The organism is Dietzia sp. IBK-p2-15D (assembly GCF_057773105.1).
Genome location: NZ_JBYMTK010000001.1, coordinates 298,715 through 322,712 on the forward strand (window position 1 = coordinate 298,715; position 23,998 = coordinate 322,712).

At 70.7% G+C, this 23,998-nt stretch carries 22 protein-coding genes; 9 read left to right on the forward strand and 13 right to left on the reverse strand.

The window, feature by feature from the left end:
• Positions 1-20: 20 nt before the first annotated feature.
• The 3 genes from AC3DEV_RS01425 to AC3DEV_RS01435 all read right to left on the reverse strand — a co-directional run bounded on the left by AC3DEV_RS01425 (position 21) and on the right by AC3DEV_RS01435 (position 4,347).
• The gene (locus tag AC3DEV_RS01425; RefSeq protein WP_206473098.1) at positions 21-887 is read right to left on the reverse strand and encodes an enoyl-CoA hydratase-related protein; all 867 of its coding nucleotides are present in this window, start codon (positions 885-887) and stop codon (positions 21-23) included.
• Positions 888-1,052: 165 nt separating this feature from the next.
• Positions 1,053-3,863, reverse strand: coding sequence for an aconitate hydratase AcnA (gene acnA / locus AC3DEV_RS01430; RefSeq protein WP_488371071.1), 2,811 nt, complete (start codon positions 3,861-3,863; stop codon positions 1,053-1,055).
• 280 nt (positions 3,864-4,143) lie between these two features.
• Entirely contained in the window at positions 4,144-4,347 is a 204-nt protein-coding gene (locus tag AC3DEV_RS01435; RefSeq protein ID WP_206473094.1) for a hypothetical protein, read from the reverse strand.
• Positions 4,348-4,815: 468 nt separating this feature from the next.
• Between AC3DEV_RS01435 and AC3DEV_RS01440 the strand changes: the two genes are divergently transcribed.
• Positions 4,816-6,573, forward strand: coding sequence for an HNH endonuclease (locus tag AC3DEV_RS01440; protein WP_488371072.1), 1,758 nt, complete (start codon positions 4,816-4,818; stop codon positions 6,571-6,573).
• Between the two features lie 43 nt (positions 6,574-6,616).
• Here the strand turns inward: AC3DEV_RS01440 and AC3DEV_RS01445 are convergent, their stop codons facing one another.
• From AC3DEV_RS01445 to AC3DEV_RS01455, 3 genes are read right to left on the reverse strand one after another with little or no spacing between them, the layout of a single operon-like run.
• A complete protein-coding gene (locus AC3DEV_RS01445) occupies positions 6,617-9,148 on the reverse strand; it encodes a PEP/pyruvate-binding domain-containing protein (RefSeq protein ID WP_488371073.1) in 2,532 nt (843 codons plus the stop codon).
• Positions 9,145-10,149 carry a TIGR03617 family F420-dependent LLM class oxidoreductase gene (locus tag AC3DEV_RS01450; protein WP_488371074.1) on the reverse strand — a complete coding sequence of 335 codons (1,005 nt, stop codon included), beginning with the start codon at positions 10,147-10,149 and terminating at the stop codon, positions 9,145-9,147. Before AC3DEV_RS01450 ends, AC3DEV_RS01445 begins: the two co-directional genes overlap by 4 nt.
• Positions 10,146-11,276 carry an Rv3169 family protein gene (locus AC3DEV_RS01455; RefSeq protein ID WP_488371075.1) on the reverse strand — a complete coding sequence of 377 codons (1,131 nt, stop codon included), beginning with the start codon at positions 11,274-11,276 and terminating at the stop codon, positions 10,146-10,148. The genes AC3DEV_RS01450 and AC3DEV_RS01455 overlap by 4 nt, the downstream gene beginning before the upstream one ends.
• A gap of 94 nt (positions 11,277-11,370) precedes the next feature.
• Here AC3DEV_RS01455 and AC3DEV_RS01460 point away from each other — a divergent pair, with 94 nt between their 5' ends.
• The gene (locus tag AC3DEV_RS01460; RefSeq protein ID WP_488371076.1) at positions 11,371-12,006 is read left to right on the forward strand and encodes a TetR/AcrR family transcriptional regulator; all 636 of its coding nucleotides are present in this window, start codon (positions 11,371-11,373) and stop codon (positions 12,004-12,006) included.
• A 12-nt stretch (positions 12,007-12,018) separates the two neighbouring features.
• Here the strand turns inward: AC3DEV_RS01460 and AC3DEV_RS01465 are convergent, their stop codons facing one another.
• Complete coding sequence (locus AC3DEV_RS01465) at positions 12,019-12,540, reverse strand: hypothetical protein (protein ID WP_488371077.1); 522 nt, start codon at positions 12,538-12,540, stop codon at positions 12,019-12,021.
• A gap of 236 nt (positions 12,541-12,776) precedes the next feature.
• Between AC3DEV_RS01465 and AC3DEV_RS01470 the strand changes: the two genes are divergently transcribed.
• On the forward strand, positions 12,777-13,169 hold the full coding sequence (locus tag AC3DEV_RS01470) for a hypothetical protein (protein ID WP_341254702.1): 393 nt from the start codon (positions 12,777-12,779) through the stop codon (positions 13,167-13,169).
• A gap of 77 nt (positions 13,170-13,246) precedes the next feature.
• Complete coding sequence (locus tag AC3DEV_RS01475; RefSeq protein WP_067716403.1) at positions 13,247-13,435, forward strand: DUF6440 family protein; 189 nt, start codon at positions 13,247-13,249, stop codon at positions 13,433-13,435.
• A 45-nt stretch (positions 13,436-13,480) separates the two neighbouring features.
• Here AC3DEV_RS01475 and AC3DEV_RS01480 read toward each other — a convergent pair whose 3' ends face one another.
• Entirely contained in the window at positions 13,481-14,080 is a 600-nt protein-coding gene (locus AC3DEV_RS01480) for a hypothetical protein (RefSeq protein ID WP_488371078.1), read from the reverse strand.
• 337 nt (positions 14,081-14,417) lie between these two features.
• On the opposite strand from AC3DEV_RS01480, the gene AC3DEV_RS01485 reads away from it, so the two are divergent.
• Complete coding sequence (locus tag AC3DEV_RS01485; protein WP_488371079.1) at positions 14,418-16,526, forward strand: heavy metal translocating P-type ATPase; 2,109 nt, start codon at positions 14,418-14,420, stop codon at positions 16,524-16,526.
• 87 nt (positions 16,527-16,613) lie between these two features.
• Here AC3DEV_RS01485 and AC3DEV_RS01490 read toward each other — a convergent pair whose 3' ends face one another.
• Both AC3DEV_RS01490 and AC3DEV_RS01495 read right to left on the reverse strand, forming a co-directional pair.
• Positions 16,614-17,018: a four-helix bundle copper-binding protein gene (locus AC3DEV_RS01490; RefSeq protein ID WP_488371080.1), complete on the reverse strand. Its 405-nt coding sequence runs from the start codon at positions 17,016-17,018 to the stop codon at positions 16,614-16,616.
• A gap of 85 nt (positions 17,019-17,103) precedes the next feature.
• Positions 17,104-17,766, reverse strand: a complete 663-nt coding sequence (locus tag AC3DEV_RS01495; RefSeq protein WP_488371081.1) for a TetR/AcrR family transcriptional regulator — start codon at positions 17,764-17,766, stop codon at positions 17,104-17,106.
• 57 nt (positions 17,767-17,823) lie between these two features.
• Between AC3DEV_RS01495 and AC3DEV_RS01500 the strand changes: the two genes are divergently transcribed.
• Entirely contained in the window at positions 17,824-19,092 is a 1,269-nt protein-coding gene (locus tag AC3DEV_RS01500) for a cytochrome P450 (protein ID WP_488371082.1), read from the forward strand.
• A gap of 14 nt (positions 19,093-19,106) precedes the next feature.
• On the opposite strand, the gene arfB is transcribed toward AC3DEV_RS01500, so the two are convergent.
• Complete coding sequence (gene arfB, locus AC3DEV_RS01505; protein WP_488371083.1) at positions 19,107-19,547, reverse strand: alternative ribosome rescue aminoacyl-tRNA hydrolase ArfB; 441 nt, start codon at positions 19,545-19,547, stop codon at positions 19,107-19,109.
• Between the two features lie 56 nt (positions 19,548-19,603).
• Positions 19,604-20,215, reverse strand: coding sequence for a 1-acyl-sn-glycerol-3-phosphate acyltransferase (locus AC3DEV_RS01510; RefSeq protein WP_154830529.1), 612 nt, complete (start codon positions 20,213-20,215; stop codon positions 19,604-19,606).
• Between the two features lie 166 nt (positions 20,216-20,381).
• Here AC3DEV_RS01510 and AC3DEV_RS01515 point away from each other — a divergent pair, with 166 nt between their 5' ends.
• Positions 20,382-21,971: a DUF4389 domain-containing protein gene (locus AC3DEV_RS01515; RefSeq protein ID WP_488371084.1), complete on the forward strand. Its 1,590-nt coding sequence runs from the start codon at positions 20,382-20,384 to the stop codon at positions 21,969-21,971.
• 17 nt (positions 21,972-21,988) lie between these two features.
• Here the strand turns inward: AC3DEV_RS01515 and AC3DEV_RS01520 are convergent, their stop codons facing one another.
• Entirely contained in the window at positions 21,989-22,636 is a 648-nt protein-coding gene (locus AC3DEV_RS01520) for a TetR/AcrR family transcriptional regulator (RefSeq protein ID WP_488371085.1), read from the reverse strand.
• A 79-nt stretch (positions 22,637-22,715) separates the two neighbouring features.
• Between AC3DEV_RS01520 and AC3DEV_RS01525 the strand changes: the two genes are divergently transcribed.
• Entirely contained in the window at positions 22,716-23,192 is a 477-nt protein-coding gene (locus AC3DEV_RS01525) for a nuclear transport factor 2 family protein (protein ID WP_120282974.1), read from the forward strand.
• A 37-nt stretch (positions 23,193-23,229) separates the two neighbouring features.
• Positions 23,230-23,958 carry a sulfite exporter TauE/SafE family protein gene (locus AC3DEV_RS01530; protein WP_069388948.1) on the forward strand — a complete coding sequence of 243 codons (729 nt, stop codon included), beginning with the start codon at positions 23,230-23,232 and terminating at the stop codon, positions 23,956-23,958.
• The last annotated feature ends 40 nt before the right edge of the window (positions 23,959-23,998 follow it).

The window sequence follows — 23,998 nt, forward strand, 5'->3', positions numbered from 1 at the left end:
GGGCCCGAGAGCGGCCGGGGTCAGGAGAAGAGGTCGGGCAGCCCGTCGGACACGCGGTCCGGGAACTCCGGCTCCTTCTTGGCGAGGAACGCGGTGACGCCGGCGCGCACGTCCGCCGACTTACCACGGGTGTAGATGCCGATCGACTCGGCGCGGTGGGCCACCTCGGGATCGGGTGCACCGAGCATGCGCCACATCAGCTGGCGGGTCAGTGCCGCCGACACCGGCGACGTGCCCCGCGTCATCTCGCGCGCGACCTCGATGGCGCGCGGGAGGACCTCGTCGGCCGGGAGCACCTCGCTCACCAGCCCTCGCTCCAGGGCCTCGGCGGCGAGGATCGTCTTGCCGCCCACAGCCCACTCGATCGCGGTCGAGATCCCCACGATGCGGGGCAGGAACCACGTCGAGCACGCCTCCGGGACCAGACCCCGGCGTGTGAACACGAACCCGAACTTGGCGGTGTCCGCGGCGATGCGTACGTCCGTCGGCAGGGTCATGGTCACCCCGACCCCCGCGGCCGACCCGTTGATCGCCGAGATGACCGGCTTGGTCATGCGGAAGATGCGCAGCGCGACCTGACCGCCGGTGTCCGGCGGGGCCTCGCCGGTGTCGGCATCGGGATCAGCCGCGAACGTGTCGCCCCCGCCCGAGATGTCGGCCCCCGCGCAGAACGCCCGGCCCGTGCCGGTGAGGACCACGGCACGCACATCGTCGTCCGCATCGCAGTTGTCCAACGCGGTGATGATGTCCGTCAGGTTCTCGTACGTCGCCGCGTTGAGCTTGGTCGGACGATTGAGCCGGATAACGGCGATCTCGCCGTGGCGATCAAGGATGACCTCGGGCTGGTCGGGCGGGGTCTCGGAAGCCTGATCCGGCGAGGGCTGCATGGTGTCGGACGTTACCTGCGCCGAGCAGCGGCGCCGGCCGGATCGACCACATCTCGTCGCGGGTGGCGTGGGCCGGTTCGGCTCTCTCCGCAACTGCGGATCGTCGGCGAGCGCGCACCTCGTCGACGGTGGGCTGGGTCGCGGGGCGTGGGGTGGCGCGTGGGGTCAGAGCATCTGGCGGAGCATGTACGGCAGGATGCCGCCGTGCTCGTAGTACGCCTCCTCCGCCGGGGTGTCGATGCGGACCTTCGCCGTGAACTCGACTGCCGAGTCGCCCTCGCCGGCCCGGACCGTCACCTCCTCCGGAACGCTGTCCCGGCCCTCGAGCCCGGTGATGGAGAACAACTCGTCGCCCTTGAGACCGAGACTCTCGGCGGACTCGCCCTCGGGGAACTGCAGGGGCAGGACACCCATCCCGATGAGGTTCGAGCGGTGGATCCGCTCGTACGACTGCGCGATCACCGCCCGGACCCCGAGCAGCGACGTGCCCTTGGCCGCCCAGTCCCGCGACGACCCGGACCCGTACTCGGCCCCGGCGATCACCACCAACGGCACGCCCTCCTCGGCGTAGCGGTTCGAGGCGTCATAGATGCTGGTCTGCTCACCGCTGGGGAAGTGGGTGGTGACCCCGCCCTCGGTGCCGGGCGCCAACAGATTCCGCAGCCGGACGTTGGCGAACGTGCCACGGATCATCACCTCGTGGTTGCCGCGCCTCGACCCGTACGAATTGAAGTCCGCCGGCTCGACCCCCTGCTGCTGGAGGTACTCGCCCGCGGGCGAACTGGGCTTGATCGCCCCGGCCGGTGAGATGTGGTCGGTGGTCACGGAATCGCCCAGCAGCGCCAGCACGCGGGCGTCGGTGAAGTCCCGCATCGGCTCGGGGTCGACCGCCATGCCGTCGAAGTACGGCGGCCGGCGGATGTAGGTGGAGTCCTCGGTCCAGTCGAACTTGTCACCCCCCGGCACGTCCATGCCGCGCCAGTTGTCGTCCCCGTCGAAGACGTCGGCGTAGCCCTTGGTGAACATGTCGGCCTCGAGATTGGCGTCCACGACCTCCTTGATCTCCGCCGAGGTGGGCCACACGTCCCGCAGGTAGACCGGCTCGCCGTCCGAGCCCGTTCCGAGCGGGTCCTCGAGCAGGTTCTTGCGCATCGTCCCGGCCAGCGCATAGGCGATGACCAGCGGCGGGGACGCCAGGAAGTTCATCTTGACCTCGGGGTGGATGCGGCCCTCGAAGTTGCGGTTGCCCGACAGGACCGCGGCGACGTTGAGGTCCTTCTCATTGACCGCCTTGCTCACCGCCGGGGTCAGCGGCCCGGAGTTGCCGATACACGTCGTGCAGCCGTAGCCGACCAGATCGAACCCGAGCTCCTCCAGGTACGGGGTGAGGCCGGACCGGTCGTAGTAGTCGGTCACGACCCGAGACCCGGGGGCCAACGTCGTCTTGACCCACGGCTTGGGCTTCAGACCCCGCTCGACGGCCTTCTTGGCCAGCAGCGCCGCACCGATCATCACCGAGGGGTTGGACGTGTTGGTGCACGAGGTGATCGCCGCGATGACCACGTCCGCGTGGTCGAAGATCACCGGTGACTCGTCGCCGTCGAGCATGATCTCCGCCGGATCGCTCGGCCACCCGAGCCTGGCGTTGGCGGTCAGCTGCTCCTCGGAGTAGTGGCGGGGAGGCTCGTTCTTCGCCGTACTGGAACCGGGGGAGACCGGATCGCTGGCGGGGAAGGAGTCCGCCGAGGCGTCATCCAGGCTCCCGTCGTCCTTCTCCGACCGGTTCTTCTCCTCGTCGAGATTGCCCAGCACCACGGCCGGCGCATCACCCAGCGCGATGCGGTCCTGCGGTCGCTTGGGTCCGGCGATCGAGGGCACCACCGTCCCCAGGTCCAGCTCGATGACCTCGCTGTACTCGGCAGGGTTGTCCGGGTCGTGCCACAGGCCCTGCTCCTTGGCATAGACCTCGACCAGCTCGATCTGCTGCTCAGACCGACCGGTCAGCCGCAGGTAGTCGAGAGTCTCGTCGTCGACGGGGAAGATGGCGCAGGTCGAACCGAATTCGGGGCTCATGTTGCCCAGCGTGGCCCTGTTGGCCAGCGGGACCGCGGCGACGCCCGGGCCGAAGAACTCCACGAACTTGCCCACCACGCCGGTCTGGCGCAACAGTTCCGCCACGGTGAGGACGAGATCGGTGGCAGTGGTGCCCTCCCGCAACTCGCCGGTCAGCTTGAGCCCGATGACCTGCGGGATCAGCATGCTCATCGGCTGGCCGAGCAACGCGGCCTCCGCCTCGATGCCGCCGACGCCCCAGCCCAGCACGCCGAGGCCGTTGACCATCGGTGTGTGGGAGTCGGTCCCGACGAGAGTGTCCGGGTAGGCCTGGGTCATACCGTCGGTCCCCTCGCGCGTGAAGACGACCCGGGACAGGTATTCAAGGTTGACCTGGTGGCAGATGCCGGTGTTCGGCGGGACCACCACGAAGTCGGCGAACGACTCCTGCGCCCACCGGAGCAGCTGGTAGCGCTCCTGGTTGCGGCCGAACTCCAGCTCGGCATTGACCTCGAACGCATCCGGGCGGCCGAAGACGTCCGCGATGATCGAGTGATCGATCACGAGCTCGCCGGGGATGAGCGGATTGATCTTTTTGGGATCGCCGCCGAGGTCGGTGATGGCATCGCGCATCGCGACCAGATCCACCACGCACGGCACCCCGGTGAAGTCCTGCATCAGCACCCGGGCGGGCGTGTACTGGATCTCCCGCTCCGGCGGGGACTGGGGAGTCCACTCCCGCAGTGCATCGACCTGCTCGGCCGTCACCACGCGGCCGTCCTCGTTGCGCAGGAGATTCTCCAGCAGGACTTTGAGGCTGTAGGGGAGCGGGACCGCGGTAGAGACCTGATCGAGTCTGTAGACCTCGTAGTCCACGCCCCCGACTGTCAGCGAATCCTTCGAACCGAAACTGTTGACACTCATGACCGGCCCTTCCGTAGAGGTGCCGGTGCGGCCCGTGCTAGTGACGAGGATCACCGGCGTTGATGCCGACTCTACTCCCGTTGGCAGGAAGTTATAAGGCGTCACGTGTACCCGGGCCGCGGCTCGAAAAGGACACGTGCGGACAGAAGGTCAGGGGTGTATCCGCCGGCGGGGGCCGGTTCGGCTGCCCCTGCTCAGGCAATCCGAACTCAGGCGCTGACTTCGTCGTCGTCGGATCCAATCGGCCCCTCGCCTGGGGAGGCTCGCTGATCGCGCGGGGTCAGGCGACCTCGTCGTCGTCACCCTGCGCTTCTCCGTCGCCGTCGTCGGCGGGCAGCTCGATGGCCTGTTCGGCGACGTCGGCCGGATTCGCCTCACGGAAGGGGTCCTCGACGGTCACCTCGGGCTCGTACTCCTCGGGTGCGGTGACTGAATCCGGGCCCGGCGTGTACTCGTCCGGGTCGATACGGTCCTCGGCGATCATCTCGTCCTCCTCCTGGCGCAGGGGCGTGTGTCTCCACCTCTAGCAGCCTCTCGCGGACGGCGCCAGGGGCGGTGGCAACGAAAGATCGTCTCGCTGGCATCGTCGCGGGTCCCGAGGCTGTTGTGGTCGGTCCTTCAGAGGGTGATCATGCAGCGTGAAGCGGCCTCGTTGCGACGAGTCCACCCTGTTGGCTGGTGTCTTCTGCTCTAGCCGAAAGGGGTGGGCCTCGGGTGGCGATATGTATCGATTCGACCCTTGCCTGTTCGAATGTGCGTGCGTATCATAGAACACAGATTCGATACCAGGTAGGCGGCGCACGGTCGGGGGGTGGGGCACATGGGCGGCAACGCAGAGCGCGCGGCCGGCGGCCCGTCCCCGTCCGGTGGCTCGTCCTCGTCTGGTGGCGGCGCCGGCTCCACGGCGCCCACTGCACTGTCTGAGTTTCGAGCGGCGGCGCGTGAGGGGTGGATGGGGGAGAATCGCGCGGCGGCGCGCCGGTTCGTGGCCTGTTACGAGCTATTTGTCGAATGCCAACGCCGGGAAGAGTCCGGGGCGGGCAGCGGTGAGTGTCGGCCCGGTCATGCGGTGCTCGATCCGATCGATGTCGCGGCCGGGTACGTGGTGTCGGCGATGGCGATCTCAGCCAGGCGGGCCGAGCGGATGATCTCTTTCGCGTTCGATCTGCACACCCGGTATCCGGCGATCCTGACCGAGATGGCTGCCGGCCGGTTGGACCAACGCGCTGCCGAGGTGCTGGCCTCGCAGATGGCCACCGTCCACGTCGATGTGCTCGAGGCGGTGCAGCGGCAGGTCGTCGAGGAGTATCTCGCCGCGATCGAGGGCGGGGTGCGGTTGGGTGAGAAAGCCATCCGTGGCAACGTCGATGCGATCATCGCCCGCTACGACTCGAACGGGATCCGCCTGCGCCGACAGGAAGCCGCCCGCACCCGCGGGGTACGCCTAGACAAGGGCGTCGATGGCATGTCGAGTGTGTCGGCGATCCTGGCCACCGAGGAAGCCGCCGTCCTGGCCGAGGCCCTCGACCAACGCGTGAAAGACCACAAGTACGCCGACGCCCAAGCCGCCGCCAACACCCAAGCCGACACCGCCACCGCAGGCGATCGCGCGGCCGCTGGCGAGCTCGAGGACTACTCGATCGCCGAGCGGCGCGCCGACGCCCTGATGTCCCTGGTGTGCGGCGACGCCGGCCTAGCTGGCGCCGCTGGTCGCGCCGGTCGGCCCGGCCAGCCCGGCGAGCCTGGTGCCGGGGTGGCGTTGCGGCCGAAAGTCACCGTCATCGCCACCGGCAACACCGCCCGCGACGAGGGCGGCGCCCGGGTGGAGTTCACCCGCACCGGCCAGGCCGCCCTGCAGGCCCTGCTGGACATGCTCGCCACCAGCGACGGGGCCACCTTCGAGCCCATCGACCCGCGCATCGGGGCCGCCGACGACTCCCGGGCCGCCCTGAAATACCGGCCCAGCGCCCAGTTGGCCCGCCGGATCCGGCTGCGGGACGGCACCTGCCGCCACCCCGGCTGCGCGATCCCCGCCGAGGCCTGTGATCTGGATCATGTGGTGCCGTTTGATCGCGCCGACCCCCGTCGGGGCGGGCACACCATCGAGGCCAACCTGGCCGCGATGTGCCGGCGGCATCACCGGTTCAAGACCTTCTCGGACTGGATCTACGAACTGCAGCCCGACGGCACCCTGCTGGTGCGCTCCCCGGAGGGCTCGACCATGCTCACCCGACCCTCCGGCCCGCTGGCCGAGTACCGGCGTGAACAGGCCCGCGCCGAAACCGAGGCGTGGACCCGGCAGCAACGCCGCAGCCCCGGCCCCACCGGCGACGAGCAGGCCGACGCGGAGCCGACGTTCTGGTCGCGCCGCGCCTCCCGCCACCGCACCGAACGCCGCAACACCGAACGCCGCAAGGCTGAACGCTCCCGCGCCTACGACCCCGCCCCGCCCGCTCCTGGGACCGGCACGGCCGCCGGGAACGGCACAGGCACGGACGCCGCCGGCGCTACCGCCAGCGCCACCGCCAGCGCCACGACCGGCGCGGCCACCGACACCACGCCCGAGAAAGCCACCCCCGCCAGCGCCACCCCCGAGAGCGCCAGCCGCTGGTGGGCCCGCAACAGACCCCACCACAGCGACATCGAGAAAGGCATCCGCGCCCTACTCCACGAACGCCTCGACGAACTCATCGACCCACCACCCTTCTGACCTGACCGCACAGTTTGCGGCGCAGTAGCTGGGTGCCGGGCCCTCACCCCTCCAGTCGAGTCACCACGCCGCGGTCGCCGTCCACGCGGACGCGGTCGCCGGTTTGCAGCGTTCGGGTGGCGTCGATGGTGTTGACCACGCATGGCAGGCCGTACTCGCGGGCGACCACCGCGCCATGCGAGACGGAACTGCCGATATCGGTGACCAGCGCCGCGATCACAGTGAAATACGGCGTCCAGCCCACATCCGTCACGGGCGCAACCAGGATCTCGCCGGGCTGCACCTCGCGGGCATCGACGATCGAGCGGGCCACCCGCACCACGCCCTCCACCGTTCCGCGGCTCGCCGGACGGCCCACGATCTCGCCGTCCGCAGCCTCGCGGGGCGGCCGGGCGATCAACGCAGTCGGCCGACCCACCGACACGTCGGGGAACTCGAGCGCGTCCTGGAACGTCAGCGCCTTCCGACGCTCGACAGCCTGCGCGATCAGCTCCTCCGGGGAGGCAGACACGCTGCCGTCCGAGCCGTGGCTCCCGAGTCCGCCGGTCACCGGGCCCGGCGCGCCGACGATCCGCGCCAGCTCGGGCCGGTCGAAGAAGAACACCAGATCCGCATCGGGCAGCCGCCCGGACGCCGAGAGCACCTCGCCCAGATGCTGATAACCGCGCTTCAAGGAGTGCGCCATCAGCGCCATCTTGGATTTGGTCTCCTCGCGGCCCCGCGCCCCGGCCCGGGCCCACCGCGCCAGCTGGCGGATCGCGCGTGACTCCGGCTCCGGGACCGCCGCGGTCTCGGACGCCCGCCCACCCCGCTCGAGCGTGGACCGCACCATGACCTGCATGATCGCGCCCAACCCCTCGGGATCGTCAGCCCACGACGCGTCTCGCATACACAGCTCGCGATACCCGCGATGACCATGACGCGACAGGAACCGCCGCAGCGCGACGCCCCACCCGTCGGCCGAGGCGAGCACCGCCTCCACCGCCGCGCCGGGATCCGCGCCGAGAAACCGCTCGGCGGCGCCGGAGTCGGCGGCCAAGAACCGCACCACCGACTCGAGCTCGGCCAGCATGAGCGCACTCTCCACATCCGCGGCGCCGGCCATGAGCCGGGAGGCCTCGGCGCGGCCGTCATCCTCGCTGCCGCCCGCGGCGACGGCCTGCCGCATGAGCACGCTCTCCAGCACGTTGGCCGCGACCGCCGCCCGGGACGAGGACCGCACGTGCGTCAACGTCACCTCGCAGTACAGCCGCATCCCGTCCTCGAGCTGCCGCCACACCCGTAGAGGGTCGCAGCCGGTGGGGACCTCGAACTCGCCGATCTGCTCGCCCAGACCCCGCACGGCCGGGCCCGCGGTGAGGGCGAACGTCGACAGGCGAACCGTATTACCGAGTCGCCGCGGGAACGGCTGCGGCGGCTTGGGCACGAGCTCGTCGACCACCCGCCCGCAGATCGACGTGGAGAACTGCTCCAGTGAATTGCCCAGCAGTCCCGAGCTCAGCGCGGTGCCCTCGGTGAGGTTGAGGAACATGTGCCCGGAGAAGTAGCCCACCTGCAGCCACGGTTGCTCGTAACTCGGCTGCGCGCGGGCGGCCACCTGAATCATCTGCATGGCGTGGTCGATCGCGTACCCCGACACCGACGCTGTGAGCGGGCAGTACGCCCCCGGCATCATCTCGCCGATGTTGCAGCGCGTGTACACGTGGTCGCTGCCGGCGAGTGTCGAATCCATCCCGCCCAGGTCCGCGGGCAGCGTGGTGACGGGCCGCGCCTGCAGCCACCACAGCCGCCCTTCCCGGTCGATCGCCCACTCCAGATCCATCGGCCGGTCCCAGTGCCGCTCGGCGGTCAGTGCGCCGGAGCGGATCGCCGCGATGTCCTCTGCGAGGAGCACCGGGCGCTCGCCGACGTCGCGCACCGCCACGGTGCCGGCGGCGTCGAGGACCAGGTGGTCGGGGGAGGCTGTGCCGTCGACCAGCGACTCGCCCAACCCGGCGACGGCGTCGATCACCATGAGGTCGCGCCGCCCCGTGGTGGGGTCGGCGGTGAACACCACGCCGGCCGCGCGGGCGTCCACCATCTGCTGGACCACCAGGTGCATTGTGGCGGGGGAGTCGGTGGCGGGGGAGTCGGCGGCGGGGGAGTCGGGCCCCGCGCGGCGGTAGGCCGTCGCGCGCCCCGTTGCCGCCGACGCCACGCACGTCCGCACCGCCTCGGCCAGCGCCTCGGCCGAGTCCACGCCCAGGACGGTGTCGTACTGCCCGGCGAACGACTGTTGCGCGCCATCCTCTCCGGCCGCCGAGGACCGCACCGCGACGGGGGTCGCGCCCGCCTCGGCCATGCGGCGGTACCACCGGGCGGCGGTGTGGGCTGGGACGGCGGTGTGGGCTGGGACGGCGGTGTCGGCTGGGACGGTGGTGTCGGACTGAGTGTCGACGACGACGAGGTCGGCCCCCGCGTCCGCGATGACGAACCCCGGCGGTACCTCCAGGCCCAGTCGGATGAGCTCGGCCAGACCTGCGGCTTTGCCGCCATAGCGGTCGTCGGTGACCTGCTCGAACTCGACGGTGTTCATGGCCGGTCCGCCAACTCGTCGACGATCTGCGCGAGGGCATCGGTAGCGATCGGCCCGGTCTGGTACAGGCACACGCGGTCGCCGACGCCGTCCACGCGGTCGCGGACGTGGGCGGCGACCTCGGCCGGGGTGCCGCACGCGGCGATCGTGTGCAGGATCTCGTCGCTGATGAGCGAGGTCATCTCCTGCCACCGCCCCTGCTTGCTCATGGCGTTCAGCTCGGGCTGCAGATCGCCCCAGCCGTGGGCGTCCAACACCGGTTTGTAGGCAGGCGTCGAGCCGTAGAACGCCAACAGGCGGCGTGTGGACATGTGGTCGTCGTCGTCGTTCTGTCCGTCCGCCACCGACACGATCACCTCGGGCACCACCTCGAACTCCTCCTCGCGCCGACCGGCGGCCGTGAGGCCCGCCCGAACCCTTGGCATCGTGTGTCCGTGGAGGAACCGGGTGGTGCCGAACGGCATCACGAGCAGCCCGTCGGCGACCTCGGCCGCCGCGCGCGTCAGTCGCGGGCCGAGCGCACCGAGGTAGATGGGCGGCGGGCCGTACGGGGTGGGCGGCGGCACGAACGTGGGGGTCATGAGGGTGTGGCGGTAGAACTCGCCGCGGAAGTCCAGTCGCTCGCCGGTGGCCCATGTATGGAAGATCGCCCGCAGGGCGCCCACGAGGTCCTTCATCCGCTCGACGGGCCGGTCGAATTCGGTGCCGTAGCGCTTCTCGATTTGCGCCCGGATCTGCGTGCCCAGGCCCAGGATGAACCGCCCCTCGCTGAGCGTCTGCAGATCGTGGGCCTGGTGCGCCAGCTGGATGGGGTTCCGCGGGAAGGCGATCGCCACGTTGGACATCAGGTCCAGGCCGCCGACCTGCGAGGCCAGCACGAGCGGGGTGAACACGTCGTGCGGGCCCTCGAAGGTGAACACCCCGGACGCGCCCGCCTCCCTGAGCTCCTCGGCGCGCCGGACCGCGTCGGTCGGGCTGAACAGGGCGGTCATGACCTTCATGCGCGCGCCCCCGCGTCCGCGCCGTCGGTCCAGTCCGAGAACCCCGACGGGTGATGCGGGCCGATCACCCCGTGCTCGAACAGGCCCGCGCCCTCGCGTCGGGTGCCGTCGGCCTCGGTGCACACCGCGTGGCCCACGTGGTCGATGAGACTGAACGCCGCCCCGGCCATGACTTGCGGGTCCGTCAGATCGAAGGTCACGCGGTCGGTGAAGTTCTCGCCCTTCCAAGTGCCGTGCGCCCACGTCGGGTCGCCGCCATAACCGGAGCCGAACGCGATCGGGGCGTACAGCCGGGACTCGACCTCCAGGCGGATCTGCTCGCCCGCGCGGTTCATGAACTCCACCCGCACGCCCGTCGGGATGCGGGTGCCGGGCGTGTACTCGACCGCCACGCGCACGCCGTCGAGTTGCTCGACCCGGCCGTCGGCCCAGCGGCGGGTGCAGTCGTAGAGGCTGCGGTGGCCGTCCGGGTCCTCCTGCAGGATGAGGAACAGCTGGAAGTCATCGAACGCCAGCGGGAGATACAGCCACCACATGCCCCGGAATGCTGTGTCGGGCCTGCCGGCCGGTTCGGCCTCGCCCACCGGGCGGATACCCCACGAGCGGTCCCGGGCGGCGACCGACGAGGAGTGGGTGACCTCCAACTTGTCGTCGTCGACCTCGATCCACCCCTCCCACGAGCCGACCTGCGCGAACCGGCTTGCCTGGAGCGTTACCCGCCGGTCGGTGAGCATGGAGTGAGGGTCCTCCAGCGCGGCGGGGAACAGGCCGCGCCACGTGAGGTCCGCGGCGATGCCCTCCGTGCGCTCGAGGGTCAGCCGGATCTCCCGCAGCGGCTCGATCACCTCCAGCCGGTACCCGCCGACGTGGGGATTGAGGCGGTCGTCGTCGATGGCGTCGCTCATCCGCACCGCGGTCTGCGTGTCGCCGCGGCGGACCACGAAGTACGCGTCCTTCACGCCCAGGCGCGGGTAGTAGCCGATTCCGGTGAGCACCATGAAGCGGCCCTCGCGATCCAACACGTTGAAGTAGGAGCGGTCGTAGAAGTTGCGGTCCGAGGTGGCCGGCCACGTCAGCGGCGCGGGCGTCTGGTGGATGGGGAACTCGTCGAGCGGACTCAGGTGCACGGGGCTCTCCCTGGGGTGCTGGGTGGCGGCGTCTCGCGGTCTCGCGTCGGCGGCGGGAATACGATGTGCGGCGTATCGGAACTAGGCTGAGACCATGACAGCAGACGGCGACACGGCGCGCGGCGGATCAGCGAAGTCCGCGCCCGGGCGGCCGCGCGACGGCCGGATCGACGCCGCGATCATCGCCGCCACCCGCGAGCTCGTCCTGGAGACGGGCTACCCGGCGCTGACGCTGTCCGCGATCGCGGCGCGCGCAGGCACGACCACCGCCGCGCTGTATCGCCGCTGGTCGAGCAAGGCGCAGCTCGTCCACGAGGCGGTGCTCGAGGCGGAGGTGATCCCGGCGTTCGAGTTACCCGACGGCGTGGGCGGCGGGGCTGGTGCCGCTGTCGGGGATCCGCAGGCCGACATCCGCGCGCTGGTCGAGACGGTCCGCGTGCTGTTCGACCGGCCCGAGGTGCGCGTCGCGCTGCCCGGCCTCATCGCCGACACCGTGGCCGATCCCGACCTGCACGCCCGGATGATCGCCCGGCTCGCCGGCAACCTGCCAGCGTTCGAGTCGCGCTTCGGTCGGGCCCGCCGGGGCGACGACCACCTGCCCGTGCTGGCGGAGGTCGTCGCGGGTGCGGCGATCTTCCGGCTGCTGGTGAGTCCTGATGCCGCGCTGGACGACGAGTGGGTCGAGGAGCTGACCGCGCTCATCACCGGGCGGTGGCAGGCCGGCGGCTGAGGCGGGAGCCGGTCAGGAACCCGCGATCGCCAGGATGATCCAGACCGGCAGCCACAACCCGAAGGTCAGCAGCGTGAGGATCAGGTGCAGGGCGTGGTTGACGCGCCTGACCTGCCCGCCGTGCACGTACACCGTCTGCTGCATGGGCGGGTAGCCGAACTGGGGCGGGTAGGGGCCCTGTGGGAACTGGTGCGGCGCCACGTGCAGGTGCTGCGGGATGTACTGATCGGCGTACCCGAACTGCTGGCCGGGGCCATACGGGGCGGTCGGACCGTAGGGTGCGGCGGGCGGCATGCCGTACGGGAACCCACCCTCGTGGGCCAGCGGTTCGGGCGGTCGCGCGTACGGCTGGGGTTCGTACCGCCGGGGTTCGTAGCGCTGGGGTTCATGCTGCTCGGCGGGCGGGAACTGCTCGGCGGGGAATCGCTCGGTGGGGAACTGCTCGGTGGGGTTGGCCTGCCCCGGCGTCTCGGACCGGTCGAGCCAGTCCTCGGACCACGGCCCGTCCGGTCGCCGCGCGTACTGCTCGTTCATGCTGGCTCGATTCGAGGGGTCGCTGGCGGGATGGGACGCCCTCCAACATAACCCCCGACACCGCCCCGTTGACACCGGTCAGGGCCGATCTCAGGGTCGAATCCGGGTCACCCTGAGGGGCCGCGGTGCGGATCCGGGGGGCGGCAGTGTGAATCTCGGGAACATTCCGGTCCGCCACCCATCCGGAATGCGGGGGCCTCCGAATCCTGTATAGACGCCCAGACAGGAGATCCATCATGAGCACGGTCCCCGCACGTCGCCGCAGCACGATCACGACGGTCGCCCTCGCCGGCCTCGGCCTCACCGCCGCGACCCTCGCCGTGGGGACGGGACTGCTGACGATCGGGTCGTCGTTGAACGCCACCGTCGCATCCGCCGAACTCGCCGCCGGAGCCGCACTGATGTCCCGCACCACCTGGATGCTGCCCGCCCTGTTCACCGTCATGGTGTTCGCGGGAATGGTCGTCGCCGTTCACCTGATCGGCGGTCGCAGACGCCCGCAGACCACCGAGGCCCGGGTGCGCACCCGCGACAACGAGCCCCACCCCGCCATCCCGTTCGAACTCCGTGCTCCGGACCGGGCTGTCGCCGAGGCCACCCGCGGACTGTTCCGCCACATCGACTCCTGAATCGGATCCCGGGGCGGGATGACCTCGTCGTCGTCGTACCTTTGTCCGGCACACCCCGCCGGTGCCACGATGGGCGCATGGCGAAAAAGGACAAGCGGTTCGAGAAGATCCATTCCGAGTCGATGGGGTTCGGCGGGACCGCGGAGATCCTGCGCGACACCCGCACCGGCGTCTGCTACCTGTGGCGCTCGGCCGGTGGGAGCGGGGGCGGGCTGACCGTGCTCGTCGACGCCCAGGGCAAGCCGCTGATCGAGTACGGGCTCTAGGCCGCCGCAGCCAGGGCAGGCCGCCGCCGGTCAGGCCGCCGCTGGTCAGCCCGTGCAGTCCCCGCCGGTGCCGGAGGTCGAACCGAGCTCTCCACCCAGCTTCTCGGCGAGCCGCGGCGCGAGCCCCGAAGCAGTGGACTGTGGACACGTCGAGACGGTCGCGGGAGTGGTCGTGGACGGCAGCAGTGCCGTGGTCGACGGCGCGGCGGAGTGCTGCGTGGCGGTCGGCGCGACGGTCCCCGGCCCGGCGGTCGGAGCGGCGACGGGGATTCGGATGATCATGGACACCGAGTCATCGCCGGTGTCGCCATTGATGGCGGCGTCATCGAGGTCGGGACCGGGCTCGGCATCGCCGGTGGCCGGGCGCGGGATGACGACGGTCGACGACAGTACCCAGGTCTGCGGGCCCGGAGTCTGCGGGACGGGGTCGGCGGAGGTGGTCGGGACGACCGCGGAGGACCTCTCCAGACCGAACGGCACGAGGAAGAACAGTCCGAGGACGATCGCGACCCCCAGCACCGCCCAGCCGATCCCCAGGTGGGAGCCCGTTCTGAGGGCCTGCGCCGGGCCGGGGGTCTCCGGGTCGGGGGCGCCGTCGCCGGCAGCCGGAAGATCTCTGTGCCTGGACCGCCTGAAACCGACCATCGTGTCCCCCTGGGCAAGGCACCGCCGCGGATCGGCTGCGTGCGACTCCGGGAGACACTCACCACCCCTTCTCCCAGCAGTAACATCGTCGAACATTTGGTAAGCGTTACTTCATCCGTCTCCGTGGAGTGTCCCGTGGACTGGCAGAACGGAAATGACTGCCGGTCTAGTGGCGGCGGGGCGCGCGGTGGGCGGGTGGCCCGGCGCCGGGGCGGTTGAGAGCGCACACCGAAGGCGCGTCGAACCGGCCACCCGGGTGGGGAGCCGGTGGGAGTGGAAGTGCCCGTGGGTTCGTGACACGGTCGGGGGAGCAGCGAGCACGGGAGGACCACAGCCGATGAGCCACGGACACCACTCTGCGGAGCCCGCCGATCCGGAGCGGGAGCAGGCCCACCACGGTCACGCCGACCACCCCGCGCCTGGTGGGGACGACGACCACGCCAGCCACGACCACGCCGGCCACGACCACTCCCACCACGTCCAGCTGTACGCCCACCTGTTCTGGATCATGCTGGCGCTCGGCATCCCGACGGTCGCGTTCTCCCCGATGTTCGGCCACCTGCTCGGTTACGAGGTCTCGGGCTGGGGCCTGTGGGTCGCGCCGGTTCTGGGCACGGTCATGTACGTGTGGGGCGGCCGCCCGTTCCTCACCGGCGGCGCGGACGAGCTCCGCGAGCGGCAACCCGGCATGATGCTGCTGATCAGCCTCGGCATCACGGTGGCGTTCCTCGCCTCGTGGGGCGCGACGCTGGGACTGCTGGACCCCGAGCTCGAGTTCTGGTGGGAGCTCGCGTTGCTCGTGGTGATCATGCTGCTCGGGCACTGGGTGGAGATGCGCTCGCTCGCCCAGACCGGGTCCGCGCTCGACTCCCTGGCCTCCCTCCTCCCGGACCGGGCCGAGCGCGTGGTGGGTGACCGCGTAGAGGAGGTCTCACCGGAGGAGTTGAGGTACGACGACGAGGTGATCATCCGCCCCGGTGACGCCATCCCCGCGGATGGCGTGATCACCCGGGGCTCGGCGAGCATGGACGAGTCGATGATCACTGGCGAGTCCCGCACGGTCCGCCGGGGCGAGGGTGAGCAGGTGGTGGCGGGAACGGTCGCGACCGACTCGGGTGTGCGCATGCGGGTGACGGCGGTCGGGGACGACACCACTCTCGCGGGCATCCGCCGACTCGTGGACGATGCGCAGAACTCCTCGTCGCGGGCGCAGCGGATCGCCGACCGGGCCGCGGCGTTGTTGTTCTGGTACGCCCTCGGCGCGGCGGTGATCACCGCGCTGGTCTGGTGGTTCGTGGGCCCGGCCGACCAGATCGTCGCGCGGGTCATCACCGTGCTGGTGATCGCGTGCCCCCACGCGCTGGGGCTGGCGATCCCGCTGGTCGTGTCGATCGCCACCGAACGCGCGGCCCGCGGCGGCGTGCTCATCACCGACCGCCTGGCGCTGGAGGGCATGCGCACGATCGACGTGGTGCTGTTCGACAAGACCGGGACGCTGACCAAGGGCGCACCGGCGGTGACGGGCGTCGAGGTTGCCGAGGGCTGGGCCCCCGATGACGTGATGCGCCTGGCCGCGGCCGCCGAGTCGGACTCAGAGCATCCGCTCGCACGGGCGGTCGTCGCCTCGTCAAACGAGCACGACCTCGAGGTGCCCGCCGCCACGGACTTCAGCTCGTCGCCGGCCGTGGGCGTGCAGGCCCGCGTCGACGGCCGACTGGTCCAGGTCGGCGGGCCGTATCTGCTGGAGCAGGAGGGACTGGCCGAGCTGGACGAGCTCGCGGGCACGGTAGGGGACTGGCGCACTCAGGGCGCGACCATCTTGCACGTGCTGGTCGACGGAGGTGTCGTCGGCGCGCTGAGGCTGGTCGACGAGGTGCGCGACGAGTCCCGGGCGGCGGTCGCCGCACTGCACGACCGCGACGTGGAGGTGCAGATGATCACCGGCGACGCCGATGCCGTGGCCGCCTCCGTCTCCGAGGAGTTGGGCATCGACCGCTACTTCGCGGGCGTCCGGCCCGAGGACAAGGCCGCCACCGTGCGGCGTCTGCAGGATGAGGGCCGACGGGTGGCCATGGTCGGCGACGGCGTCAATGACGCGCCCGCGCTGGCGCAGGCGGACGTGGGGATCGCGATCGGCGCCGGCACCGACGTCGCCATCGCCTCCGCGGGCGTGGTGCTCGCCTCCGACGACCCGCGCTCGGTGGTCTCGGTGGCGGCGCTCTCGGATGCCACCTACCGCAAGATGCTCCAGAACCTGTGGTGGGCGGGGGGCTACAACCTCGTGGCCATCCCGCTGGCCGCGGGTGTGCTGGCGCCGGTGGGCATCATCATGCCGATGTCGGTCGGCGCGATCCTCATGTCGCTGTCGACGGTGGTGGTGGCGGTCAACGCGCAGCTGCTCCGCCGCCTGGACCTCTCGCCCGAACAGGTCACCACTCGCAGCTGACGGTCCACCTGGCAGCCGGCGGCGCGTGCCCACCGGCGGCTCGCCGAGCGGAGGCCCGGTCGATCGTGAGCCCAGCTGATCGTGAGCTCAGCCGATCGCGGCGAGCAGGTCGGCGCAGGCCTTCTCGCAGCGGCGGCAGGCCTGGGCGCAGTGCTTGCAGTGCTCGTGCATCTCGGCGTGCTGCTCGCAGTCGTCGGCGCAGGCGGCGCAGGCCGTCCGGCACGCCGTCAGATGCGCCTTGACGACCTCGAGGTTGCTGCCGGTCCGGCGGCTGAGCAGGGCGGCGGTGGCGGCGCAGACATCCGCGCAGTCGAGGTCGGTGCGGATGCAGTCGCGCAGGTCGGCGACGGACTCCTCGGCGAGGCACGCGTCGGCGCACGACGTGCAGGTGGTGGCGCAGGACGCGGCCGCGTCGATGGCCTCGGCGAGCAGGTCCACGTCGAGGCCGTCGGTCGGATTCGGATGGGACGTGATCATCTCGGAAGTGCTCATACCCCCACGCTACTGACCCCGCCCGGTGGCGCAAGGTCTGAGATCAAGACGATATAACGCCTGGTGGGGGGCTCGGAGGTGTCCTTCAGCGGCGGGGCGCAGGCCGCGCGAGCCCTCGCGCGAACCCGTCGATCAGGTCCGCCACATAGGTGCCGTGCGGGGGACCGACCTCCGGCGGATCGCAGGCCCGCGCCGCGAGTTCGGCGGTGAGCATGACGATGAACTGCCGGACCCGGTGGCGGGCCAGGTCCGGGCCGCACGCCGCCGTCGCGGCCGCGACCAGCATCTCCAGCTGATCCTGCAGTGCGGTGTCCGCGACCGGTCCGGTGTTGACCGTCCGGCCCACCTCCGCGAGTGCTCCCAGCTGGCCGATCACCCGGAGCGTCCAGCGGCCCTCGTCGTCGTCTAACAGGTCCGCCAACGGGGACACCACCGCCCGCACGATCTCGGCGAGGTCGGGCGGCGACGACACCCACGTTCGCAGGTCCGCGCGTCGCTCGGCCTCCATCCGCAGGACGCCGCGGTCCAGGACCTCCCGGAGCAGTCCCGCGCGGCCGCCGAAGTGGTAGTTGATCGCGGAGTCGTTGCCCTGGCCGGCATCGGCGACGATGTCGCGGACCCGTGCCGTCCGCCAGCCGTCCGAGGCGAAGCGGCGCAGTCCGGCTAGGTAGAGAGCGTCGCGGGTGGCCGTGGCGCGTGGGGTGGTGGAGCGCGGGGTGGTGGAGCGTGGGCTAACGGGGCGGGGCACGCGCTCGAGTCTAGAGGGGCCCTTCCCATTGTTTAACAGTCCGTGTTAAATGGCGCCATGACCCCGCGCGCCATGCCTCAGCCCGCCATGACCCAGCAGCCGGCGACAGCCCCCATGTTCGACCCGTTCGACCCCGCGCACCTCGCCGACCCCTACCCGGGCTACCGGCTGCTGCGCGAGACCGATCCGGTGCACCATCACCGCGGCGACGGCACCACCGCCCACCCCGACTTCTGGGCGCTGTCCCGCTACGCCGACGTCGACGCCGCCGTGTGCGATCCCGGGACCTTCTCCTCCGCCAGCGGGCTGACCTTCTACCGCGACGAGATCGAGAAACTGGGGCTGGCCCCGACCATCGTCATGATGGACCCGCCCGAGCACTCCGGGAAGCGGCGGCTGCTGGCCAAGGCGTTCTCCCCGAAGCGCGTCGCCGCCACCGAGCCGCGGATCCGCGACTTCGTCCGTGGGCGGCTTGCGGAGATGGCCGAGAGGTACGACGACGACGAGGTGGTCGATCTCCACCGCGACTTCAGTGCGCAGGTCCCAACGTTCGTGCTGGCCCACCTGTTCGACCTGCCGACAGCGGACCGCCCGCTGTTCGGCCCGTGGGTCAGTGCGCTGACGACCCTGCAGGAGGAGGGATTCCGCCCGGCCGGTCTCGAGGGCGGGGCGGTGGACGCGGTGGCGGAGATGTTCGCCTACTTCGGTGAACTCATCGCCGAGCGGAGGGCCCACCCGGGTGACGATCTCATCTCCGCTCTGGCTCAGGCCGAGATCGAGGGCGAGCGGCTGGACGACTGGGACATCCTCGGCTTCTGCTTCGTCATCGTCGCCGGCGGCAACGACACCACCGGCAACCTCATCTCGCACACCGTCGCGCTGCTCGACTCCCATCCGCGGCAGCGGGAGTTGCTCGCGGCCGACCCCGGGCTGATCCCCGGCGCGCTCTCGGAGTGCCTGCGCTTCGAGTCGAGCGTGCAGGCGCTCGCGCGGACGACCACCCGCGAGGTGACCGTCGGCGGGACGACGATCCCGGCGGGGGAGAAGGTGATGATGCTCTACGGCTCGGCCAACCGCGACGAGCGCGAGTTCGGTCCGACCGCCGGGCAGCTCGACATCACGCGCGAGATCAGCGGGCACCTCGGGTTCGCCCGCGGCCCGCACTTCTGCATCGGCTCGCACTTCGCGCGGCTGCAGGCCCGAATCGCGGTGGAGGAGCTCTACGCCGCGCACCCGACGGTGGGGGTCGACCGGGACTCGGCGGTTCGGGCGCTCTCGCCGTTCACCCGGGGGTTCGTCTCGCTCCCCGCGACGGGCCTGGCCTGACCTGCGACCGGGCATCAGTCGTGGTCGGGGCGTCTGCGGTTGCGCTTGATCTCGGCCCGGCGGCGTTCATGCTGGACACGTCGCCGCTGCGAACCTCGAGTGGGTCGGGTCGCACGCCTGGCGACCGGCGGCGCCACCGCGTCACGCAACAGCTCTCCGAGGCGCTGGCGTGCCGTCGCCCGGTTGCGCCGCTGCGACCTGTTCTCCTCGACGCTGACGGTGAGGACCGTGCCGGACAGTTTCGGGGCGAGGGTGCGCAGGGCCCGTTCGCGCTGGACCTCGTCCAACGCCGTCGTGGTGCCCAGGTCGATGCTCAGCTGCACGCGCGAATCGGCGGTATTGACGTGCTGGCCGCCGGGGCCCGACGACCTCGAGAAGCGCTCGACCAGGTCTCCCGCCGGCACTGTGAGGCCACGGGGCGCGCCGGGCCCCGGAGTCACGCGCAGGCCGTCCATGGAGCCAGTATCCCGCACCGACGAGCGCGGCCGGGAACCCGACAGCAGTCCGGACGTCAGTCGAGCTGCTCCTGCGGCAACTCGGCATCCGTGCCCGCCGCCCGGCGCTCGTCGACCAGACGGGGCTCGACCCGCTTTGAGGGATGGAACCCGGCCTTGTCCGCGTAGAAGGCGCGGATCCGGTCCATGTCCGCGGCCACGTCGCCGGTCAGATCGATCGTCGGGCCCAGCCCGGTCGTCATGGTGCTGCGATCGACGTAGCCCAACGTCACCGGCATGCCGGTCTCGCGGGCGATCCGGTAGAAACCCGACTTCCAGTGCGTGTGCCCGCCGCGGGTGCCGTCCGGGGCGACGACCAGGCCGAACGTCTCGCCCGCGTGGACCTGCCCGACCACGTCCTCGACGACCCGGGCGGGGTTCGCCCGATCGACCGGAACCCCACCGAGCGCCCGCATGATCGGCCCGCGCCACCCGGTGAAGAGGCTGGCCTTGCCGAGCCAGTGCATGTCGATGCCCAGTCGCCAGGCGATACCGAGCATGAACACGAAATCCCAGTTGGACGTGTGCGGTGCGCCCAAGAGCACCGTGGGTCGATCCGGAGCCGGTCGGGTCGACAACTCCCAACGGCTGAAGAACCAGAAGGCGCGGGAGACGAGGCGGCGGATCACCCCGTCACCCTAGGCCACCGCCGGGTGCGGCGGAGGGGGTCGAGGCCGGACGGGAAATCAACACACAATCGACGCAGTTACACTGCGAATATAACGATATAGTCATCTTTACGACGGCGTCGTCGATCCAGACGAGTGTCGTGACACCTACTCCTGAGGAACCGCTATGGGTGCTCCGCAACCCGCTCCGTCCCACTCCGATCCGAACCCCGGCTCGACGGCCACGCCCAGATCCGGGCAGGGGACCCGTCCACTCAACTGGATCATGCTCGTCGCCGGCGTGCTGCTCACGGCGCTGGGCCTGACGCTGAGCGCTGCGGGCATCTTTCTCGCCGTCGCCGAGGCCTCGCAGCGGGACGGGCGGTACGCGTACACCCAGACCGAGCAGTTCCGCTCGGTCGGCAACGCGATCATCACGGCCCCGTTCACCCTCAACCTGGACGAGGACCAGGCTGCCTCCTCGGGTGCGTTCGATCTCGAGGACCTGATCAGCGTCCGGGTCCGCGCCACCCCCGTCGTCCCGGGACAACGGGTGTTCCTCGGCATGGCGCCCGCCGATGCCGTCGACGAGTATCTCCGGGATGTGCCCCACGCCGTGTTCGGCACCGACCCGTGGGCCGACGGCTACGGCATGGACGCGACGGACTGGTCGACCCGCTCGGATGAGAACGGCGATGTCGACGAGGTCCCCGGGACGCGGGTGCCGGGCCCTCCCGCCGACGAGCGGTTCTGGGAGCGTTCCGTCACCGGCTCCACCCAGCAGACCCTCAATGTGGACCTCCGGTCCGGGAACTGGGCGATCGTCGTGATGAACAGCGACGGCAGCCGCCCGGTGTGGGTGGACGTGCAGGCGGGGGCCCACACCGAATTGTTCGGATTCGCGAACCCGGCCACGCTGATCGCCGGGATCGTCGGTCTGGTGCTGGGGATCCCGCTGATCCTGCTCGGCGCCGCCGGGCTGGGGCGCGACGTCGAACGCCGAACCGCGGGCGTCCCGGGCGTCTCGGCCGTCTCGGGCGCTGATGTCACCGGCCGGTTGACCGGCCCCGATCCGCTGCGGCTGACCGGCCATCTGGACCCGGGCGTCTCCCGCGCACTGTGGCTGATCAAGTGGGCGCTGGCCATTCCGCACTACATCGTGCTGGCGATCCTGGGCTTCGCCGCGGTCGTGGTCACGGTGGCGGCGGGCCTGGCGATCCTGTTCACCGGCCGCTACCCGCGCTCGTGGTTCTCCTTCATCGTGGGCGCGATGCGCTGGCACTGGCGGGTCGGCTTCTACGCCTACGCCGCCCTGGGCACCGACCGGTATCCGCCCTTCGCGCTGGGTCGAGCGGACTACCCCGCCGATCTGGACGTCGTCTACCCCGAACGTCTGTCGCGGGGTCTCGTGCTGGTCAAGTGGTGGCTACTGGTGATCCCGCACCTGCTGATCGTCGGCATCATCACCGGCAGTGGCGCGGTGGCCGTCGACGCCTCGACCGACAATGACGGCACCAGCGCCGGCTTCACCCTGCTGGGGCTCCTGGTGCTGATCGCCGCGATCGGCCTGCTGTTCACCGGGCGCTACCTGCCGGGCCTGTTCGCACTGAACGTCGGCCTCAACCGCTGGGTCTACCGGGTCGCATCGTACGTCCTGCTCCTGCGCGACGAGTACCCGCCGTTCCGCCTCGACCAGGGGCCGACCGAACCGGCACTCGCCGCCGAGCACGCCGCCCCCGCCGAGTACGCCACACCCGACGGGCCTGCCGACCGCTGAGGGGCCGGGCGGGGGCCTCAGCGGTCGCCGGTGATGACGCGGGCCAGCAGATCCGCCAGCCGCTCGTCGATGCCCTCGCGATCGGCCTCGGGGATGTCCAGCGCGTCGAGCAGCGCGCCCCGGAGCACGGGCCAGGCGTACACGGCGGTGAAGACCAGCAGCAGCTCGACGTCGCCGGCGGGCGGGGGAGAGGTCATCCGCCGCAACGCGGCCGCCGGACGCTGCGACGGGTCGAGCATCGGCGGGAACGCCGCCTCGCGGTCCAGGGCCAGCCACGCGAGCAGCCGGCTGATCTCCGGGTGCGACGAGGCTCCGAGCAGCATCCCGCGCGCGGCCTCACCGGCGTCGTCGAGGTCCTCCAGGCGGGCGGCACCGTAACGCACCGCATCCTGCATCACCTCGGTGAGCAGCGCGTCCTTGCGCCCGATGTGCCGGTGGATCAGGCCGAGATTGACCTGCGCCGCGTCGGCGATATCGCGCAGCGGGACGTTCGGACCGCGATCGGACAGCAACCTGCGGGCCTCCCGCATGACCGCCGAGCGGACCTCGTCGCGGCCGGTCGGGCGTGTGGGGTACGGGCTGCCCGCGTTGTCGTCGTCGCCACGGCTGCCGTCCCCGTTCGGGGCGCCTGGCGCGCCTCCGACGGCATTCTTCCCGGTTTCCATTCCCGAACTGTACACAATTGACTACAGTCGCTGCTGTGCGCGCGACACGCGCGCCCCGACCCTCTGCGAAAGGCCCGCGATGAGCACTCCCGACCGCCGCGACGACATCGACGCCATCAAGTCACTCAAGTACCGCTACCTCCGCTGCGTCGACCTGCGGCTGTGGGACGAGCTCGCCCAGACGCTCGCGCCCGACGTCACCGCGTCCTACGGTAAGCGCCTGTCCTACACCGGCCGCGACGAGGTGGTCACCGGACTGCAGGGTCAGATGACGAACGACGTCATCACCGAGCACCAGGCCCACCACCCGGAGATCGAGGTCGACGGCGACACCGCCACCGGCCGCTGGTACCTGCAGGACCGGGTGATCGTGCCCGCCTTCGACACGATGATCTTCGGCAGCGCGTTCTACTCCGACACCTACGCCCGCATCGACGGGCGCTGGATGATCACGAAGACCGGCTACAAGCGCACCTACGAGGCGATGATCAACCTCAAGGACGTGCCCAGCTTCCAGCTCAACGACAACCACCTCGCACCGTCGAGCGCCGACTAGCAGCACCGGGCACCGGTAGGAGGTCGGACGGACCGTCATGGAGTTGATCTGGGTCGCGGCCGTGTGCGTGGCAGTGGCCTCGGTCATAGGAGGGATGACCGGATTCGGCACGTCGCTCATGGCGACCCCGTTCATGCTCATGGCGGGCATCGGCCTGACCGAGACGGTCGTGGTCAATCTCGTGGTGGCGCTGGTGACGAGGGTGGGTGTCACCTACCAACTCCGCCAGCACATCGAGTGGCGACGCGTCGCCATCCTCGGCGGGGCGAGTCTCCCGGGCGCCTGGCTGGGCGTGCAGACCGTGAGCATGCTGCCCGAAGAGCACCTCAAACCGGCGGCGGGGGTCATCACCATCCTGTGTGGGCTGGCCATGGCACTTCCGACCGCACGCGTGGCGCGCCCGCCGTCGGCCCGGCTCACCGCGGTCACAGGCGCTATCGGCGGCTACTTCTCCACCACCACCTCACTCAACGGGCCGCCCGTGGTGCTGCTGCTCAGCCGCGCCAGGCTGCCCCCACTGAGCTTCATCGCCGACCTCGCCGGTTACTTCGTCGTCACCAGCATCGTGTCCCTGGCGCTGTTGTGGGCGGGCACGGACGTCGACCTGCGGGAACTGACGCCCATGCTCGCGGCCTGCGTCGTCGTCGGAGTGGCGTTCAACCAGCTCGGCATCGCGATCGCCACACGCCTGCCGACCCACGTGTTCCGCTCGTCGGTGATCGCCCTCGTGGTGGTCGCCGGCCTCGTCACCATCATCACGGCGTGATCGCCGCCCACCGAGATCCCGATCAACCACGGAGGACCCC